Origin of the sequence: Streptomyces sp. NPDC090798 (genome assembly GCF_044768965.1) — a bacterium.
GTDB lineage: Bacteria > Actinomycetota > Actinomycetes > Streptomycetales > Streptomycetaceae > Streptomyces.
The window spans coordinates 104,339-121,830 of sequence record NZ_JBIVXA010000030.1; the positions used below are offsets into that span (position 1 = coordinate 104,339).

General features: G+C 70.0%; 16 protein-coding genes. 5 read left to right on the forward strand and 11 right to left on the reverse strand.

The features are described 5' to 3' along the window. Window positions 1–42 precede the first annotated feature (42 nt). The 5 genes from ACIQTP_RS41675 to ACIQTP_RS41695 all read right to left on the reverse strand — a co-directional run bounded on the left by ACIQTP_RS41675 (window position 43) and on the right by ACIQTP_RS41695 (window position 7,825). Window positions 43–2,562, reverse strand: a complete 2,520-nt coding sequence (locus ACIQTP_RS41675) for a DEAD/DEAH box helicase family protein (RefSeq protein ID WP_403410035.1) — start codon at window positions 2,560–2,562, stop codon at window positions 43–45. Window positions 2,563–2,802: 240 nt separating this feature from the next. Then, window positions 2,803–3,288 (reverse strand): hypothetical protein, encoded by a 486-nt coding sequence (locus ACIQTP_RS41680; RefSeq protein WP_403410038.1) that lies wholly within the window; start codon window positions 3,286–3,288, stop codon window positions 2,803–2,805. After that, on the reverse strand, window positions 3,285–5,423 hold the full coding sequence (locus ACIQTP_RS41685; RefSeq protein WP_403410041.1) for a hypothetical protein: 2,139 nt from the start codon (window positions 5,421–5,423) through the stop codon (window positions 3,285–3,287). The genes ACIQTP_RS41680 and ACIQTP_RS41685 overlap by 4 nt, the downstream gene beginning before the upstream one ends. Before the next feature lie 896 nt (window positions 5,424–6,319). Then, on the reverse strand, window positions 6,320–7,519 hold the full coding sequence (locus ACIQTP_RS41690; protein ID WP_403410044.1) for a helix-turn-helix domain-containing protein: 1,200 nt from the start codon (window positions 7,517–7,519) through the stop codon (window positions 6,320–6,322). 12 nt (window positions 7,520–7,531) lie between these two features. Then, on the reverse strand, window positions 7,532–7,825 hold the full coding sequence (locus ACIQTP_RS41695; protein WP_384023861.1) for a hypothetical protein: 294 nt from the start codon (window positions 7,823–7,825) through the stop codon (window positions 7,532–7,534). 540 nt (window positions 7,826–8,365) lie between these two features. Here ACIQTP_RS41695 and ACIQTP_RS41700 point away from each other — a divergent pair. Then, window positions 8,366–8,797: a hypothetical protein gene (locus ACIQTP_RS41700; protein ID WP_403410047.1), complete on the forward strand. Its 432-nt coding sequence runs from the start codon at window positions 8,366–8,368 to the stop codon at window positions 8,795–8,797. A gap of 46 nt (window positions 8,798–8,843) precedes the next feature. Here the strand turns inward: ACIQTP_RS41700 and ACIQTP_RS41705 are convergent, their stop codons facing one another. After that, complete coding sequence (locus ACIQTP_RS41705) at window positions 8,844–9,674, reverse strand: hypothetical protein (RefSeq protein ID WP_403410050.1); 831 nt, start codon at window positions 9,672–9,674, stop codon at window positions 8,844–8,846. Then, window positions 9,671–10,537, reverse strand: coding sequence for a PIN domain-containing protein (locus ACIQTP_RS41710; protein ID WP_403410053.1), 867 nt, complete (start codon window positions 10,535–10,537; stop codon window positions 9,671–9,673). The genes ACIQTP_RS41705 and ACIQTP_RS41710 overlap by 4 nt, the downstream gene beginning before the upstream one ends. 402 nt (window positions 10,538–10,939) lie before the next feature. On the opposite strand from ACIQTP_RS41710, the gene ACIQTP_RS41715 reads away from it, so the two are divergent. After that, window positions 10,940–11,890, forward strand: a complete 951-nt coding sequence (locus ACIQTP_RS41715) for a hypothetical protein (RefSeq protein WP_403410056.1) — start codon at window positions 10,940–10,942, stop codon at window positions 11,888–11,890. A gap of 293 nt (window positions 11,891–12,183) precedes the next feature. Here ACIQTP_RS41715 and ACIQTP_RS41720 read toward each other — a convergent pair whose 3' ends face one another. Then, window positions 12,184–12,681, reverse strand: coding sequence for a hypothetical protein (locus ACIQTP_RS41720; protein ID WP_403410059.1), 498 nt, complete (start codon window positions 12,679–12,681; stop codon window positions 12,184–12,186). Window positions 12,682–12,735: 54 nt separating this feature from the next. Then, on the reverse strand, window positions 12,736–13,698 hold the full coding sequence (locus ACIQTP_RS41725) for a zinc-binding dehydrogenase (protein WP_403410062.1): 963 nt from the start codon (window positions 13,696–13,698) through the stop codon (window positions 12,736–12,738). 164 nt (window positions 13,699–13,862) lie between these two features. Here ACIQTP_RS41725 and ACIQTP_RS41730 point away from each other — a divergent pair, with 164 nt between their 5' ends. Next, window positions 13,863–14,507, forward strand: coding sequence for a TetR/AcrR family transcriptional regulator (locus ACIQTP_RS41730; RefSeq protein WP_403410065.1), 645 nt, complete (start codon window positions 13,863–13,865; stop codon window positions 14,505–14,507). Between the two features lie 114 nt (window positions 14,508–14,621). On the opposite strand, the gene ACIQTP_RS41735 is transcribed toward ACIQTP_RS41730, so the two are convergent. After that, window positions 14,622–15,008: an ankyrin repeat domain-containing protein gene (locus ACIQTP_RS41735; protein ID WP_403410068.1), complete on the reverse strand. Its 387-nt coding sequence runs from the start codon at window positions 15,006–15,008 to the stop codon at window positions 14,622–14,624. A 177-nt stretch (window positions 15,009–15,185) separates the two neighbouring features. On the opposite strand from ACIQTP_RS41735, the gene ACIQTP_RS41740 reads away from it, so the two are divergent. Further along, window positions 15,186–15,533, forward strand: coding sequence for a hypothetical protein (locus ACIQTP_RS41740; protein ID WP_403410071.1), 348 nt, complete (start codon window positions 15,186–15,188; stop codon window positions 15,531–15,533). A gap of 208 nt (window positions 15,534–15,741) precedes the next feature. Here ACIQTP_RS41740 and ACIQTP_RS41745 read toward each other — a convergent pair whose 3' ends face one another. Beyond that, entirely contained in the window at window positions 15,742–16,617 is an 876-nt protein-coding gene (locus tag ACIQTP_RS41745; RefSeq protein ID WP_403410074.1) for a hypothetical protein, read from the reverse strand. A 185-nt stretch (window positions 16,618–16,802) separates the two neighbouring features. Between ACIQTP_RS41745 and ACIQTP_RS41750 the strand changes: the two genes are divergently transcribed. Next, window positions 16,803–16,952, forward strand: a complete 150-nt coding sequence (locus ACIQTP_RS41750; protein ID WP_403410077.1) for a hypothetical protein — start codon at window positions 16,803–16,805, stop codon at window positions 16,950–16,952. The last annotated feature ends 540 nt before the right edge of the window (window positions 16,953–17,492 follow it).

The window sequence follows — 17,492 nt, forward strand, 5'->3', positions numbered from 1 at the left end:
GTATTCGGCAGGCCCGGGACCCGTCGGACTTCCGGGCGTTGATCAGGCGCGCAGGGGTTCGGAGTAGGTGGTGAAGAACCGGTCGCTGGTCAGCTTGTGATGCGCGAGCTGTTCGCGGACGGCCTGTTCGTCCGCCCAGCGGTCCGGGTTGCCGGCGAGCGCGGCCGCGTAACTCGTCACCGCCTCCTTCAGCTTCTCGAACAGGGCCGGGGTGACGACGCGCATGCCGGGTACCGCGGTGGCCTTGGCGTCGCTGACCCGGCTGGGGTGCAGCATGACCGGCAGCGCCTCCACCTCTGCGTTGTAACCATTGAGCCAGCGGACGCTGCCGCCGAGCTGGTCCATGTCCTTCTTCGCGATCGTGTCGGTGACGCACCCCGTCTTCAGCTCGCACACCGCATGACGTGCTGCCGAGAGCGCCCACAGGTTGTCCGGGCCCGTGCCGTACAGCTTCTCCGGGCGCGTGCTGGCGAATCCGAGATGCTCGCCCAGAGCCTGCCAGGCGCGCTCGGCGTCATCGGAGCGCTCCTCATCTCCCCACACCACATCCTCGAACAGCTCCTGTACGCCGAGCCTGAGGCTGATGCCGTCGCGGTACCGGCCCGCCAGGAACTCCGCGGCGGCACGTGACTGTACGGTGGCCGCCTTGAGCTGCACGGGAGCGCCGCCGTTCACGGGACGCAGGACGAACGCGTTGTCGCTGAGCGCTCCGGCCAAAGCCTGCTGGGCGGCTACGGGATCGGTCAGGTGCAGGTAGGCGGCCTTCTGCTCCCGCAGCCAGCCCCGCAGAGCCTTGTCCCGGTCGCCGAGGTCGTTCACCGACTTCTGCACCCGCTCGGCCGCGGCCGGGGTGCGGCCGGTGGCCGCGAGATCGAACGCCTCGCGCAGCGCGACGGCCTCCTGCCGTATCGTCCCGTGAGAGGCGTAGCGCACCTCCGCCAGCGCCCGCCGACTGCGCTGCGTCCACTGCGGCACCCGACCGAGGCAGGCCCGCAGCGCCTGCCTCACCGCGTTCAGCCCCTCGCCCTTGATCTGGCTGGCGATGTCCCGGCTCAGCTTCAGCTGCGCCTGCGTCGCCGGGGAGAACAGAGCCAGATGACGGGCATCATGGATCGCCGTGGCGAGCTTGGCGCCCAGCAGTAGGACCGCACAGTAGTCCTCGCCGTCGCGCACACCCCGGCCCATGCCCTGCTCGATCCGCTGGACTTCCCTGGCCAGGCGGACGGTGCTGTCGGCCAGCGCGACGGCCTCGCGCCGCTCCACCCCGTCCAGGGGGCGGGGGATCCCGTCGAGGATCAAAAGACGGCAGGCGCCGGCCGGAAGGTTGACCCCGTCGTACTTGTTGACCAGCACCACTAGGCCCACATGGCCGGCCTGGAGTTCCTTCACGCCGGCCTCGAGGTCACCGACCCGCCAGATGCGGTCGGCGTGGCGCTCCCATGCCGCAGTGGCCGGGTCGCTGGGCACCAGCACCACTACATTGACCGGGTCCGTCTCCGCCACTCCGTCGCCGTCCTGGTCCCCGTTGGCAAACTGGCGGGCCAGGACGCGTACGGCCTCGTTGTCCAGGTCCGGGTTGAGCGCCACCGGGGCCAGGATCATCCGCTCCCCGAGGTCGGCCGCGCTGCCCGGCGTGACGGGCTTGGCGACGAGGGCCGGGTCGGCACCGAAATCGGTTACCAGAGCACTGTCGTCGGCGAGCGTCGCGGTCAGGTAGACCCGGCGCCGGGCACGCACGAACGAGGGAATGCGGTCGATCGGCGTGCACGAGGGCCGGATCTCGATCGCCTTCGAGGTCGCCGTCGCGGTGCACAGGTGCAGCACCTCGGCGATCAGCGGCCACACGAACTTGAAGGCCAACTCATCCCGATGCGGGCGCAGGACCTTCCGCACCTCGTCGTTCTTGTCGGCCCACGCCCAGAACGGGATCGGCGCCAAAGCGGTGGGGTCCTTGTCCTCCAGCCCCGACCAGGCGTTCGCCGACTGGTGCCGCAGATCCTGCGCGAACAGCTCCAGCAGCTTCCCGTACGCCTCGTGGCCGGCCGGCACGCACAGCCGGAACTGGTCCTCGGTCCGCGCCAGCGCGGCATGCGCGTCATCGACAACGACAACGCCCAGATCGAGCGGCTCCTTGCCGTCCCCGACGACGCCGAAGGCCGACTTGCCGTTGATCAGCTTCTGGTAGTTCGTCACCAGCACGGCCTGGGCCGTGAGGAACGCCTGGTCGTACGGATCGTCCGTGGTGGCCACGCCGAGCCTGGCGGCCTCCTCACGGACCTGCTTGACCAGGTAGTTGTCCGGCGTCAGATACACGGCCTTGCCGACGCCCTCGTTCAGGGTGCTCTGCGCGATCAGCAGGCCGACAGCCGTCTTACCCCCGCCGGTGTTCTGCTTGATCACCACATCGCGGTCACCGCGCCGCTCGAACCACCCGTCCAGCACCTCGCCCTGCTCATGGCGCAGATACGGCCATGGCCGACTGGCCAGCCCCGCGTAGATGTCCCGGGGCCGCAGCAGCGCCTCACTGTCCCCTGTACCGATCCGATCCCAATCCAGCGCCACGCGCCGTCCTCCTCACCTGGCTCGGCGGCGTCACGCCGCCTGCACTTTTCGTTCTTCAGGGCCGCCGCACACCGGCGACGGCCTCACGCCGCACCGACGTCCCCAGACCTCGGTGCGGCCCTGCTGCGCTCTGGCACCCACGCCCACCAGCGAGGTGCCTTCCTGGGTTCGCCGGGAAGACACCCGTTCGCGGACCACGCGTGGTCCGTCAAGCCGGCACCGCAGGACCGCGGCTGTCTCCTACCGCACCTGGGTGGGCAAGCAGAGCAGCGTTGCGGGCGTCTGCGTGAGATCCACCCGCGGGTGGGCCGAGCCGTCCGCCGGGTTCAGCAGCCGGGCCGTCCACCCCTCGGCGATGCGGACCGCCTCCCGGGGGATCCCTTCCGGCAGCGGGAGCACGGTCAGCAGGCACCAGGACGTCCGCCGGGCCGCCCCGGCCGTGCGGTGGGCGTAATGCTCGGCCAGCCGGTCGCCGACCGCACCCGGGCCCTGGCGGCACACGCTGCCCACGTACCGGCACCCGCGGCGGTTGTCCCACGCGACGTACACCGCACAGCTCGCAGCCACCCGGCGGCGCACCACGGCCGGACTGGCCCGGCACACCACCACAGGCGAGCCCGCGCGGCCCTCTGCGGTCGCGCGTACGTCGAGCACCGGGCCCATCAGCCGCAGGACCGGCCGCAGCGCCTGGCCGATCGCCACCGGCACAGTCAGAGCCGTGCTCACTCGGCGTCCTCCTCGTCCCCGTCGACGTCCTCGTCGACCACGAAGATCGAGGGATCGGCCGGCCCGAACTTCGTGAGGATCCCGTCGAGCTTGCCCAGCTGCACACGCAGCACCTCGACGGCCTCAAACGCGCCGAAGACCTGGTTGCCGCGCTTCTGGCTCATACGGGCCAGGGCCCGCCCGGCCTTGGCCGCGCCAGTGATGCCCTGCTCGAGGAGCCGACGCTGCCGCGCGTCCTCGGCCTCCGGTTCCGCCGACTCGCCGTCCGTCTTGGCCTTGGCCTCCGCGCGGTTCTTGGCGATGGTGGCCAAGGCCTGGGCCGGGTCGGCGGCGTGGACGAGGTCCCACTCGTAGTCGAGGATCTCCTGCACACCGGTGCCGTCGAGCATGGGCTCGCCGTCGTGGACCGCCACGCCGTCGACCTCACGGCCCTGGGTGTGGAACAGCTTCGGCAGCACGGCCGGGTCGGCGGCGACATGGGCGCGGGCGATGGAGTGCAGCATCCGCAGCCCGCCCGAGGTCTTCGACAGCAGCGCCAGGAGCTTCACCGGCGTCGCCCGGAAGGGCGCCTTGTAACCGTCGCGGTCGGTGCCCTCCTTCGAGCCGCGGTCCCGCGTGATGTACCCGTCGAGGATCGCTGCGGTCCCGCCGAGCACGGTCAGCTCCGCGACGGCGCCCTCCTCGCCGTCCAAGGCACGCGCGAGGACGTCGTCGAGCACCCCGAAGACGTCGTCGCCCTTGGTCAACTCCCACGGCTGCTTCCACACCCGGTCGGTGATCGTGCCCCCGTTGCCGAAAGCCCGCAGCGGCTGCTCGATGCCCTCCTTGCTGCGGTAGGCCGACAGCGCCATGGGCGCCAGCCGCTCGCTGATCGGCTGCCGGTAGGCCTTGACCATCCCGAATTCCTGCTTGATCAGCCGGTTCATGGCGTCCGCGTGCGGTCCGGCGAGCACCGCGTGCTGGTGGACGGCAGCCGACCACAGCCGGTGCGCCGGCACCCCGAGCAACTCGTGCATAGCCTGCGTACCCACCGTGCCCGACAGCACCCGGTGCACGTCCGGGGCGATCAGGCCCTCGCGCTGGGCGTGCCGGTAGACCCGCTGCATGCCCTGCGTGTTCTGCGCCCCCGGCGTCCAGGCGGTGACGCGGACGTGCAGGGTGGCCAGCAGGTCGTCCCGCGCCGCCACCAGGTCCGCCAGCGGCCCACCCCCATCCGCCTGCGCGCCGACCACGACGGTGGCGGGGAAAGCCAGCGTGTGGCCCTCGCGGCGGGTCGCCTCGGTCAGCGTGTGCGCCGCCAGGTTCTTACGGGTCCGCGCCGTCAGCTCAGCCACCCGCCGCCGCGCGGCCGCCTGCTCCGCGCGGCTGCGCCCGCCGGACCGCTCGGTCGAGCCGATCACGGAGGAGACGCAGGCCGAGATCGCCTCCTCGATGTCGCCACCGGTGCGCGCCAGCCACATGCTCACCATCCGGCTATTGCCGTCGCCCGCGACCAGGAAGGTGTCCTCGGTGCCGTCGTCGTACACGACGCGCATCACAAACAGCGTCAGCGGCTCCTTCACACCCTGCTGAAGCACACTCGAGGTGTAGACGTTCTCGCCCTTCTGGGCCTTGTACGTCTTCCGCATACTCTCGCCGACCGCCTTGGCCAGCGCCTTGCGGTCCGGCATGCGCACCGTGAAGACCGCGATCGGCTTACCGGTCTTCGGATCGACCACGGTCCCGTACGCCGGCACCACCGACGTGGACGGCGCCACGTCCATGGCCGTGCGCAGCTGGTCCGCCCACCGCTGGTTGATGAAGTCCGGCAGGAAGTCGAGGTCGAGGTAGCGGTAGTGCGGCGCGGTCGCGTACAACATCCCGCCGACGACCGGCTTGGCCGTCAACAGGTTGATCGGCTCACCGGCCACGAGGGCCTGCAGCCGCTCCGGGTCCACCGCACCCGAGGTGATGGCGTTCGCCGCGGCCCCGTCCAGCGAGGCCGCGGGGTTCTCGAGCAACTCCCTACGGGCGCTGCGGAGCTTGGTCACCGGCTGCGGGTCCGCGACCGGCTCGGGGCGGCGCAGCAGGGGCGGCAAGCCATCGTCAGACTCCTGCCCGTCCAGGCCGTCGAAGTCGTCGAACGAAGAAGTCACGATCTTGCCCTCCTGGGCATCGCGCGCAGCAGGAAATACCCGCGGGCAGGGCATATGAGCCACTGCCTCCACTGCGCGCCGTCCACAGGGGGCGGCGAGCGCCGTCACGCTCCACCAACGGCTCATGTCTCCGCGATGTCCCGTGCCGACTGGCGTTCCACGGTCCTAGGCGAGCTGCTGGTCAGTCGGATCCCCAGGGACCGAACTCCCGCCGTCGACGGGTGCCAGCCGCTCTTCATGCCTCAGTTCAAACCCTGTGGCATGCAGTTCCATGTATCCAGAGCGGTGCGCAGCCGACGACAACAAGCTGCGCCGGCAACACCCAAGCCTACGCCCATCTCCCGCTAAACCAGACTGATTTCAAGATGACGGCTCTCAACCGGTCAAATCACCTGGTCAGTTCAGTACAGGCGGATCCAACACCGTTTGTGGTCTATGCCACTTGCCGGGGCAGTCATCCAACAGCCCAGTGCGATCTCGGCGAGTACCTGGCTCACGCCACCGTCCGACGCGCTCCCGGCCACGGTCTGCTCGCGCAGCGTACGGTTCCACGTCTTCATGAAGCCGGCCGCGCCCGTCGTCTGTCCTTCGAGGCGGTTTCGTCCGTTCGGCGGCGTACAGGGGGCCTCGTGGTCGGTCCTGGTCGAGTTCGGTGGCGATGCCGATCCCTTGTCGGTCGCGTCGCGGCGTTCGGCCGGGCTCTCTCCGGGCGCCGTCCGGTGTGGTGTTCGACATCGCCGCAGCAGTGGTCGGCCCGGCTGCCGATCTGTGCTTTGCGGTCTCGTCGGCGTGCTGACCGCAGTCCCGGCCGGGACCCGCCGCGGGGGTGCAGCTGTCCCTGCCGGGGGCGTCCGTCGTACGGCGTCGTGCTGCTCCGCGGAGCCGGGGCGGCCGGGTCAGTCGGCGTTGGCGAGGCGGCGGCCGCGGGGCTGGCTGGGCGGCCGGACGGGAGGCTCGGCGGCGCTGATGCCGGGCGGGGTGGTGTCGGTGGGGTGCTTGGAGTGCGCCGGGTGGGGGGTTCTGTTTTCGTTGAGGCCCACGGCGTCGATGCCGGTGTCGGGTGCGGTGCCGTTGCGGCGGGCCTCGACGCGGAGGATGAGGGTGAGGGCCGGGGAGAGGAAGGTCTTCCCTGCGGGGGCGCTGAGGCCGTCCGACAGTGTGGCTGTTGTGGCCCGGTGGGCGGGCGTCACGGTGTCGCATTCCCGGCTGCCGGGGTCGTCGGTGGTGCGGGCGGGGCTGTCCGGGGCGGGAGGCAGGAACAGTTCCCGGCCGACGCCGGCGATGTGGTCGTAGGTGGCGGGTGTGTTGGTGGGGCGGAGGTTCTCGGTGGTGAGGTAGGCGGTGCCGATAGTGAGGACGGTCTCGACCTCGTGGGGTGTCATGCGGTTCAGCAGCGCTTTGAACTGTGTGCTGATCTTGGTGGAGTAGTGCATGGTGGCCAGGCGGGCGAGTCTGGCGGACTGGGTGAGCGGGCCGTCTGCGGGGGCGGAAGGGCCGGGGGTGCGGGCGCGGGTGAAGGCCTCGTGCCAGAGGCGTATTTGGTAGGGGTGGGCAGCGCCGAGGGCGCGCAGGAAGGCCTTGCACTGCTTCCAGGTGATGGCCTGGGCCTCGCGGCGGGTGATGCGCCAGAGAGTGGTGAGCGGCAGAAGCACGGTGCCGTCGGTGGTGGCGGTGGTGGCGCGCTTCTGCAGGACGCGCAGGGGCGGGGCGCCGGCGCGTTCGTAGGCGGCGGCGAGAGCGGCGTTGAGGTCCTGGGGAGTGCGGATGTTGGGCACGGACGGGGCTTGCAGGGCGGCGAGGATGCCGCGGTGCTCGGCGCGGGCGGCCTGCCACAGACCCCAGGCGTCCCGCTGCTCCTCGGCACTGGCGCCGCAGGCGCGGACGAAGGCGGCCACGACGTGCTCCTGGGGCACATTGCGGGCGTCGACGGCGCGCTTGAGGGTGCTCGCGGAGACGGTGGTGGTGTCCTCGAGCCCGGAGGCCCGCAGGGCCAGCTCGGCGAACGTGAGCCGGGAGCGGTCCTTGAGCGCGGCCAGGAAGACGACGAGGGCGGTGTGGCGCCGGCCAGCGAGTGAGGCACGCGAGGGTGAAGTCATCGCGGCCGCCTCCTACTTGGCGCCGGTGTCGGTGGCAGTGTCGGCGGCCGCGCGTACAACAGCGGCGGCGAGCGTGCTGCGCAGGCGCCGTCCGCCGTCAGCGGCGGCGTTGGTGGCCGCGCCGATCCCGCCGCACCCGGCGAGCAGGGTGAGCGTGTCGCTGACGGGCATGCCGGCGAGGGTGAGGCCGGTGCCCAGGAGCGGGAAGACGGTGATGCCGCAGATCTGCGCGGTGGTGAGCGGGCGGGCCGCGGTACGGGACGGCTCGGACTGGGGCGCGGGCGCGCCGGGGTGGTGCGTGGACACGACGGGGGATCCTCCCTGACGGGGTATGCCGGGCCGCCGGTCCGCGAACGGGATCCGGCGGCCCGGTTGAGGTGCTACTGGCCGCAAAACCGGTGGGGCGGGCGACAGTTGACGGCTGCCGTCCTCCGGTGCCGAAGAGGATGACACGTCCCGCCCCTGCCCCGCCCGCCCGGAAAGCCCCATACATGCGTTATGCCCTTTTGCTGGTCCGCGGGTGTTCCAGGTATGTCTCCGGCTGACGACCACGAGCGTGCAGCGCCCTTGCTCGCCGCGACCAGCACCTTGTCCGCCGTCCCTCCATGGCCCCGGTCCGCGGGTGTTCCAGCCTGTGTTGCCCGCATCGCGCCCGGCATTGATGCTGTGTCACAACCCGGTTGTCTGCGACACCGCACCGACCTCCGGGTTCCCTGACCCGCTACTGGCCGCAAACCGACGCGACAGGGACCCCTTTCGCAGGTCACGGTGACGCGTGCCCGCGGACACGAGGACCGGCCCGGCTACGGGACCGGTCCTCGTGCGTACTGGCAGCCGCGGGATCGGTTGAGCCGGAACCGTCGTACGACGCCGTCCCCTGACCTTCCGGCGTCTGCGAACCTCCAGCGCGCCCCCGCACCCGTCAGCGGTAGGCGGTCGCCGCTGCTCGCCGAGATCAAGGACATCGCCGACCGCCTCGGCCTGCCCCCGCTCACCCGGCCCGGCACCCACCAGATCCTGCTCGCCGCCGCGCCCTCGGCCGGCCTCACTCCAGTCAAGGTGGGCGCCGCCTGGCGGGCCGCCTCCGGATTCGCGCACGGCCGCTACTGGCCCAACCTGAGGGCCTCCCAGCCCCGCGCCGCCCTGCAGGCAGACAACGGCATCCACACCCTCGCCCTGGTCATCGACGAAGACCAGCACCGGCCCCTGGCCCAGTACTGCCACAGCATGCTGCGCCGACTGCAGGAGCACTACACCGCGCGCGCCCAGGCCCACTGACCGAGCAGGCAGTAGCGCCCCTGCCCGCCCCCGGTTGCGGTGCCGCTTAGCCGGATGTCTCCCAGGCGGTGGTGAACAGCGCGTATTCGAGGAGGTCGGGGGCCGTGCCGGACGGCCATCTGTCGCTTGCGGCCAGCTGGCTGGCGGCGGCGTGCACGAAGGAGAGGTAGACCTCGTAGCGGTGGGGCGACCAGTTCCCGTCCGACCACACCCAGGCAGCGATCGAACCATCCACATCGTGGCCGCTCTCGCGGCCGACGGCAGCGGCCAGTTGCCGCAGGCGCCTGGACAGCACGCGGTCGAGGATGAGCGGCTGAGGGCCGTGGGCGGGCGGTATTGCGATGCCAGTGAAGTAGAGGAACTTGGTGAAGAAGGACGGTCCGAGCCCTGGAACCTGCCGGTGGAGTGCGGCGTACGCCTGTGGTGAGCCGTGCTCGCGCAGTGCGGTGACCGCGGTGGCCAGCGCCGCGTCCAGGCCGTCGAAGGCCAGGATCGTGTGGAGGGTGGCCGGTCCGCTGCCGCCGGGAGTGCCGCGCTTGCCCTTGCCCCACACATACGTCGCGACCAGTGCCTCCCTGAACGCCTCCCGCCGCAGCGCGTCGGCGACGGCCGAGGCCACCTCCGCCCGGCTGACCGCAGCGTCACCGCCGGCGGAGGTGGGCGCCAGCGCCTCCGGCCACGGAGTGATCTGCGCCCACCGGCTGGGCGTGTAGCGGACGGAGTGCGCGCCGGGTGTCCCGTCCGCGTAAGCCGACGCATTCGTCTCCCACCAGCGGCCCAGCGCCCGTACAACGGCGTCGGGCAGCAGGCGTGCGGCCATCTCGCGGTCCATCGCGTCAGCGCGGTCCTGGCGGCCCTGTCCGTCCTGTTCGTTCACGAGCCGCTCCCTGCCTGACGTCCTACCGAGTCAGGGGAGGATGCGGCGCAGTCCTTCGGCTCGGTCTGCTGCGGTACGCCCCCGCCCGGCACGAGCTCGGCGGCTGCCTGCTCCAGCTCCTGCCGGCGAAGTTCGCCGCCCTCGATCAGGTACGTGTCGGGCAGGGGCCGTGCAGGCAGCCCCCAGGCGCGGGCGCGGGTCCGTACGCCGATGTCGCGGCTGACGACGACCACCTCCGCGGGAGCGACGGCCTGGTGCAGACGCAGTGCCGAGGCCACCAACTCGTCGTCCGGCACGGCAAGGCGGGCGTGCCCAGGCTCATCGGCTGCGATGAATACGGGGGTTCCGTCGTCCGCGGTCGCTTTCTCAGGTCCCGTTTCCAGCACCGTTTCCAGCAGCCGGAACACGCCGCGCGCCCGCCGGGAGATCTTCTTGTCCCCGGTCTGGTAGCTCTTGGTGTCGATCTCGTCGACCACGACGTGCGGGACCATGACCGCGGTGCCCTTCCCGAAAACCTTCTGCCAGGGGACATTGTCGAACCGCGCGAAGTGCAGCGTGGTGTTCGTGTCCAGCACCGCGTACCGGCTGGCACCGGCGTGCCCGTACCGCTCCTGCATGGCACGCACCCGGTTGGCCACGGTCCTGAAGTAGTCCTGGAGCTCGGCGATTTCCACGTACATCATCAGCCGGGCCTCGTCCAACGGTGCGGTGAGGATCGCCCGGTAGCGGCCCGCGCGGAGCTGTCCCGCGATCTCCCGGTCGCTGAACCGCCGGTTGAGCTCCTCGGCGGCCTTCCAGGTCCACTCGTCGTACCGCTTGCGCACGGCCCGCATCGCTTCCTCGGCCTTTGCGCCCGTTTTCATCGAGTGAGGGATCAGGGTGGAGACGTCGTTGAGGCTCCCGGCCACGAGATCGTTATCCAGGAAATTGATTGCGTCGGTGCAGGTCGTTCCGGCTCTCAGCATGCCCTTGTTCTCCCCCCGGGACGGGGCTCGGTGCGCCCCGTCCCGGCCATCCTGCCAGCGTTGAATACGTCCGATGCGAGTTCTGCTTCCTGCGCGCGGCGGCCTGCTCCCTTCCGGGCGGGGTCGCCGTGCCCGAGACCTCCTGGTGCCGTTGTCCAGGTGCCGCTCAGCAGGAAGCGGGTGACGGCGTCCAGCGGCGATGTAGCCCGAGCGGGTGTCGCGAAGACCGCCAGCTGAGGCGCGCCTGCCGGAAACCCGCACGAGCCGTGCTCCGCCCTGCCGTCACCGACGGAGTGTGGCGTGGGGGTGGTCTACCTGAGTCGCAGAGCGCACGGCACCATGCTGTCCATGAGGGATCAGCGAGCTGGATACTTCGCCCGTTGCGCTGTGGTGCTGGCGGCGGCGTTGAGCGAGACAGAGCACGATGGCACGGAAGCCACTGACCGCGACGAGCGGCCAGACCCTTTCACTGTTCCTGCTCCGACGGCCGATGACCCCTTCGCTCCGTCCATGGCCGGCCGGGAGGGCATCTTCGATCAGGCGTTGTCCAACGGGCTGGCTGCGATCGTGGCCAGCGAGTGGCCGGGAGAGGAGTTGGACCGCAGCGGACGTGTCCTGGCGGCCAGCGCGCTGCTCAAGGTGATCGAGGAGCACCTGGGCGCGACGGACGGCGTCGTTCTCCTTCCCGACGAGGGTTCAGCACTGCATATCCCGCAGGGGGACACGGCCTCTCTGTTCCAGACGCCCCACCTGTCGTCGCACACCCGGATCGATGTGCGCACGCTTCAGAACGGCATCGACGCCACTCAGAAGGCCCGGCACGGCCGCGGTGCCGGAGCCCTGCAGCGCCGCCACGTCGAGGCCCTGCTGGCCCTCGACGGCCACAGAAGCCTTGGGACGATGGGAGAGGAACAGCAAGACCGGATCCAGCAGATCGCGCAGAGAGAAGACGTGGCCTCGCAGAAACGAGCCGTCGAGTACCTCGAACGGATCGGTGAGGAAGAAGCCGCACGACGCGCCGAGACCGTGGCCAACCCCAACGCCTACCACCCGAAGCACAACCCCGACGGACACGACCTCGACACTTGCCCCGTCTGCGGGCACGAGACGTTCTGCGTGGAGGGCCTTGACCCTGTTTTCGGCCAGGTCGGGTACGGACAGTGCCTGGTGTGCACCTACACACGAACTCCCGACGCCGCAGAGGACGAGGCATTCACCGAACATCTCCGGTCCATCATGGACGACGAGTAGTTATTTCCCCGCGCGCAGACGACGCAGCGCCCCTTCGCGGAGCGAGAAAGGCCAGGTCGTATAGACGGTGGGAGCCCAGGACGACTGTGACAAATCCGGTAGTGATCACTGGGCAGGTGACGTGCCAGTCAGGGGATCTAGTGATCGTTTCAGGATTCTTTGCTGCGATGTGGCATGACTCCGAGCTGGGGTTTTCCGTGGAGATGCGGACGCCGGATGGGCTCTGAGGTGCAGGGTTGGTGATCACCTCGGAATGCAGTGATCAGCGCAGGATTTTGTATTTGACGAGCCTGTCACGAGCTTTGCTGGAGTCGCTCTGCAGCCTGGGCAGGGGTGTCGTAGTAGCCAGGCCGTGCCAGCAGTACTGAGTTGAAGAAGTGGCCTTGCTCTTCCTCTGGCTGGTCGTCGGCTGCGAATGGGCGCCAGAAGCTCAGGAGCAGGTCAGGGGCGATGAAAGACGCTGGGTCCTCGGGGTTTGCCTCGATCGAGGTGTATTCGCCCATGCGTTGCACCAGCTCGCGGGCCGGGATCGCGAACACGTCCAGGCCCCGGAAGATGACGCGGTCTGTCTGGGACGAGGGCCTCCCGAGCTCAACGGCTTCGAGCAGGTCTCGCGTGCAGTGGATGCTGATCATCAGTCCACTGGGACGGAAGACGTGCTGACCCGGCCGGTCGGACTCCGAGACCGCGGAGAGATCGCGGAGCGAGTCCAGCGCCGTGTTGGCCGATTGCCGAGTCATACCGATCCGCAACGGGCCAACGCCGATCGGTGGGGCGAGGTCGAAGTCCATGCGGGCGTGATCCCAATTTCGTTACCCGGGCCGCGAACGCCGTCCCGGCCCGGCTCAGGGCGCCAGCACAACCCTGCCGAACACCTTCCCCGCGTCCATCTCGCGGTGGGCCAGCACCGCCTGGTCCAGCGGCAACGCTTCATGCACGACCGTGCGCAGGTCCCCGTGCGCAGCATCGGCGAAGTAGGACGACCGCACGGCCTGCCGGTCGGGGCCGCGCACGGTGTCAGAGCTGAAAGTGGCGAACGACAACGACCTGCGGAAGGCGTCCATCAGCCGCATGCCGAAGTCCGCCGGCGGCTGCCCACCGACCACACCGACAGCCACGAACCGCCCGTTGGAGTTCAACTTGTCCAAGAAAAGGGGAAGCTGGGGACCCCCCACGACATCGATCACCACGTCGAAGCCCGCCGGTGCTTGCGGGCCGCCCTCGCCGGAACGGTCAAGGACATGAGTCGCGCCCAAGTCCCGCAGGCGGGCGCCGCGCTCCACCGACGAGGTGGTGACCGCCACTGCGCTCGCGCCGTCCCTGGCTGCGAGCTGGACCGCCGTAATTCCGATGCTGCCCGCCGCACCACGCACGAGCACCGTCTCGCCGGGCATGAAACGGGCCCGGTCCAGGGCGAAGTGGGCGACCACGCCGGAGCCGCCGAGGGCCACCGCGTCTGCGCCGGTCAGGCCGTCGGGCAGCGAAAGAACGTCCTCGGCCAAGGCGACGGCCTGCTCGGCGTACCCACCGGACAGGCCAGTGAACGCCCACACCCGCCGCCCGATCCACGAGGCGTCCACGCCCTCTCCCACCGCGGTGACCTCTCCCGCGACCTCGCTGCCGAGGAGATGGCCCTCCCGGAAACCGTAGGCGGCAAGCGTTCCCCGGCGGATCACGGCGTCCACGCCGCCTACCCCGATCGCCTCCGTGGCGATCTGCACCTGCCCCGGGGCAGGAACGGGCACGGGCACATCGACGATCTCCAAGCCATCGGGGTCCCCGAACGTCCTGATCACGACGGCTTTCATCTCTGCTCCTCGGGTCAGTGGAAGGACGGATCGCAGCTGCTGCGGCCGTGGGTCGAGCCGGCCCCCACAGCCGTGGCATCACCGGCGAAGTGTCGGAACGGGGGGCCAGCACCGCCATCGGACCGTAACGGACGCCCCCGTCCGTTTGGCTAAAGTGAGAAACGATGACCACCCATTTGCCTCAGACCCTGCGTTCCGACGCCCGCGACAACCGGGCCCGCATCCTGGACGCCGCCCGCGCGGTGTTCGGCGAAAAGGGCCTGAGCGCGCCCATTCGCGAGATCGCCCGGCACGCAGGCGTCGGCCCCGCCACGCTGTACCGGCACTTCCCGACCAAGCAGGCACTGATCGCGGAGACCTTCGCCGAGCAGCGGCGAGCCTGCCACGCCGCCGTCCGCGACGCCCTTGCAGACTCTGATCCGTGGCACGGATTCCGGAGCCTGATCGAGCGGATCTGCGAACTTCACACCCACAGCCGGGGATTCGCCGACGCCTTCATGACAACCTTCCCCGAGGCCATGGACTTCGCCGCCGACCGGGAGCAGACCCTGCGCGCGGTCAGTGAACTGGCCCGCCGCGCACAGGAGACCGGCCAGCTGCGCCCCGGCTTCGTCATCGACGACCTGATCCTCATGCTCATGGCCCACCGGGGCCTCCAAGACACGCCGCGTGCCGCCCGGGTCACAGCCTCCCACCGCTTCGCCGCCTACGTGATCGAGGCGTTCCGCGCCGCACCAGAGACGGAAGCGCCTACGCCACTGCCGCCAGCACCACGCCTGCAGCTCACACACTCGCCCAGCGCGCCGTAAGTTCCGTCATCCCCGGAAATCGAACATCGTCATACGAAATGACCTCGCCAGCCACGGTCAGCAGAACTGACGGCACGGGAACCTGAAAGACCTCTGCTACGACAGCGCGGCTACTCAGTCTCCACCGCGCCCGGCTTCGGGACCCGACCCGGTCGACGGGCACCGCGATGGAGGGTGACCGCCGGTGGGGGAGATGTGGCGCTGCAACAGTTCGACTGCCAGGTCATGGCCGTAGTAGGCGGCCTGGCTCATGGGTGTCAGCCCGTCGGGTCCCGGGAGCTGCGGATCGGCTCCGAACGCCAGGAGCACTGCGGTGGTGTGCACGGTCAGCGGCCTTCCGCTCTGCAGGGCGCCGTCGCCTTCCGCGTCGATGGCGTGCGTGAGGAGCGTCATGTCGTGGCACACCTCATCGGGGTCGACTCCCTGCGCTAGCAGCTGAGCCAGAGTCTCCGCGTCCTCGTTCTCCACCGCTTGATGTGCCGGTGTACAGGTGTCCTCCACTTCGGCATTCAACCCCGCCAGGCCGGCCTGACCAAGTCTCTTCCCATCAGGGGCTCGCCCAGGGACCGGGTCCTCAAGACCAGGCTCAGACCCGACCTCTCTTTCGGATCACTTGGTGGCGGTTCGATCTCAGGGCCTGCTGAGTCCGAAGAAACTGCTGCCTGCGACGATGCGCTGGTGAGCTATGACCTTGCTGTGTGGGACGGCGACCGTCCACTCGACGACGACCAAGCGGGCTCGACCTACGACGAGCTCTACGAGCGCTACCTGGAGTCGGAGGATGTTGCCGTGCCTCCGGTGCCGCGCATCAGGGCCTACGTGGAAGCCCTCGTCGAGCGATATCCAGACGACGTCGCTCGCAGCGTATGGGCGTCCCCGCCGGTCATCGAGGAGGCATCGGGGCCGATGGTGTACCTGCTCATGTCCTACAGCAAGGCTGAGGAAGTGTCCGAGTACGCCGCCGCGCTGGCTCGCGAGCACGGACTCGTCTGCTTCGACCCGCAGGGAGAATGCCTCCGACCGTGATCTGCCTGTTCGTTCAGCGAGCGGACCAGAGGCAGATGCCCGCGACGAGGAGGCCGACGCGGTAGACCGTGGCGGTAGCCACGGCCCGGCCAGCTTTCCCGGCGCCACCACAGCCGCGAGCAACCGGCGCCGAGCCCGAGGACGCGACCGGCTGAGCCGATGGTGGTCGTCGTCCCACCCCAGGAGGACCAGACAAGATACGCGACCTCTACCGCCCGGCCGGGCGGGTGCGGCGGCGGAGCAGTTCCATCCCCAGGACGAGCAGCAGCTGCTCCCCGGCCTGGTCGAACTGCTCCTGGAGGGTGGGCTCGCCGAACAGGCCGGCCAGCTCTCCGGCTCCGGCGGCGAGGTCACCGCGCTGGGCGAGGTAGTCGGCCATGGAGGCACGGTGGACGGCGCGGGCACGCTCCAGCAGCGCACTGTCCACCGTCCCGTCCAGGGTGCGGCCCAGCGCGGCGCTGAGGGCCTCGACGTGGCCCACGACTGCCTCGACGGTCATCGGCGTTCCCGCGGGCCCGGCCGCGCGGACGAGGCCGCTGGCGGCGAACACCGACTCTGGCTCCATCACGTCCCGCACGGCGTCCAGCAGCTCGGCTCGCCCGCGCACCGTCAGCGCCGTGCCGTTGCCCAGTCCGGTGATGATCCGCACGAACCGGGCCCGCGCGGTCTCGCCGGCCAGTTGATGCCCGACCTGCTCCAGCAGACCCACAGCACCCTCGCGCGCCACCTCCTGGCTGCGCCGGCCGCGCCCTACCCAGGTCACCCACGCCCGCTGCGCCTGCCGCGTGGGCACGTAGCCGTCCCACCACAGCCACATCGCCAGCGGTACCTGCGCCAGCGCACTCAGGTGCGCCACCTGCTGCCGCTTGTCCAGCAGGAGCAGCAGCAGCCGTCGTTGGCTGACGCTGTGCTCGGCCTTGTCCGAACCGCGGTGCCGGGTACGCAGCTGTGGCTGGTCCAGCAGCCCCTTGGCGATCCAGTCGTGGACCCGCCGTACGTTCATGTCCGGATAACCGGCGGCATGAGCGTCCGCGACGAGATCGTCGATGCTGCCGGGCCCGGTGATGCTCTCCCACGTGTACACGGGGTGGAAATTACATCGTTCTCCCGCCAACCAGGCCCCTGTTGAGGATGCAGCGCCCACCACCCGGCTGCCACGATCAGTTCAGCAGTACAACAGACCCGCCGGCCCCCGCCGGGCCCCCGCTGCACCACCCACACCCCGCAAGGGCGCGCGGTCGCGCCCTGCCCGAACGAAGGACACCCGTCATGCCGAAGAAGAACCGCACCCCCTACCAGGACCACGCAGCCTCCGCCTCCTGGCGGCACCTCGTCTCCGCAGCACTTCTCACCGGAGCCGCCCGCCACATCGGCGCCATTCTGGTGGGCCTCGCAGTCACCTGGTGGCAGCACGACTGACACCCCACTCCACCCGGCTGACGCATACCTGCTGAGGTGATGTCAGGACGGCTCGGCTACACACCCGTTGAGTTTCTCCGCGCTCCCACCCCATCGAGACACACCACAGAGCACCCACCGCAGCCTCAACTCAAGGGGGCACCACCTCGAACCCGGATTCACCAAAAGTTCTGAGCGAAGGAAACAGCCCACGGCTCACCCGGCTCCCCGACCCCTGCAGCCAGCCGCCCGCGAAGGCGGGCCGGGTCCGGGAGCGCAGCGGACGGACCCTCAGGCTCCTCCAGGAGCGCAGCGACGAGGAGCCGCCGGCTCGGAGCGTAAGCGGAGAGCCGGAAGGGCACCAGCCCAACCTCCGGATTTACCAAAACTTCTGACGGAAGGAAACACGGCTCGGAGCGCAGCGCAGAGCCCGACTCCTCGCACCGCGAGGAGTCGGGCTTCGTCACCCCCCCGCGCAGCGGGGGGCTCCGCTTCAACTCCCGTGCGCAGCACGGGAGTTCCCTTGGAACCTGCGAAGCAGGTTACTACCCGCTCCGCGGG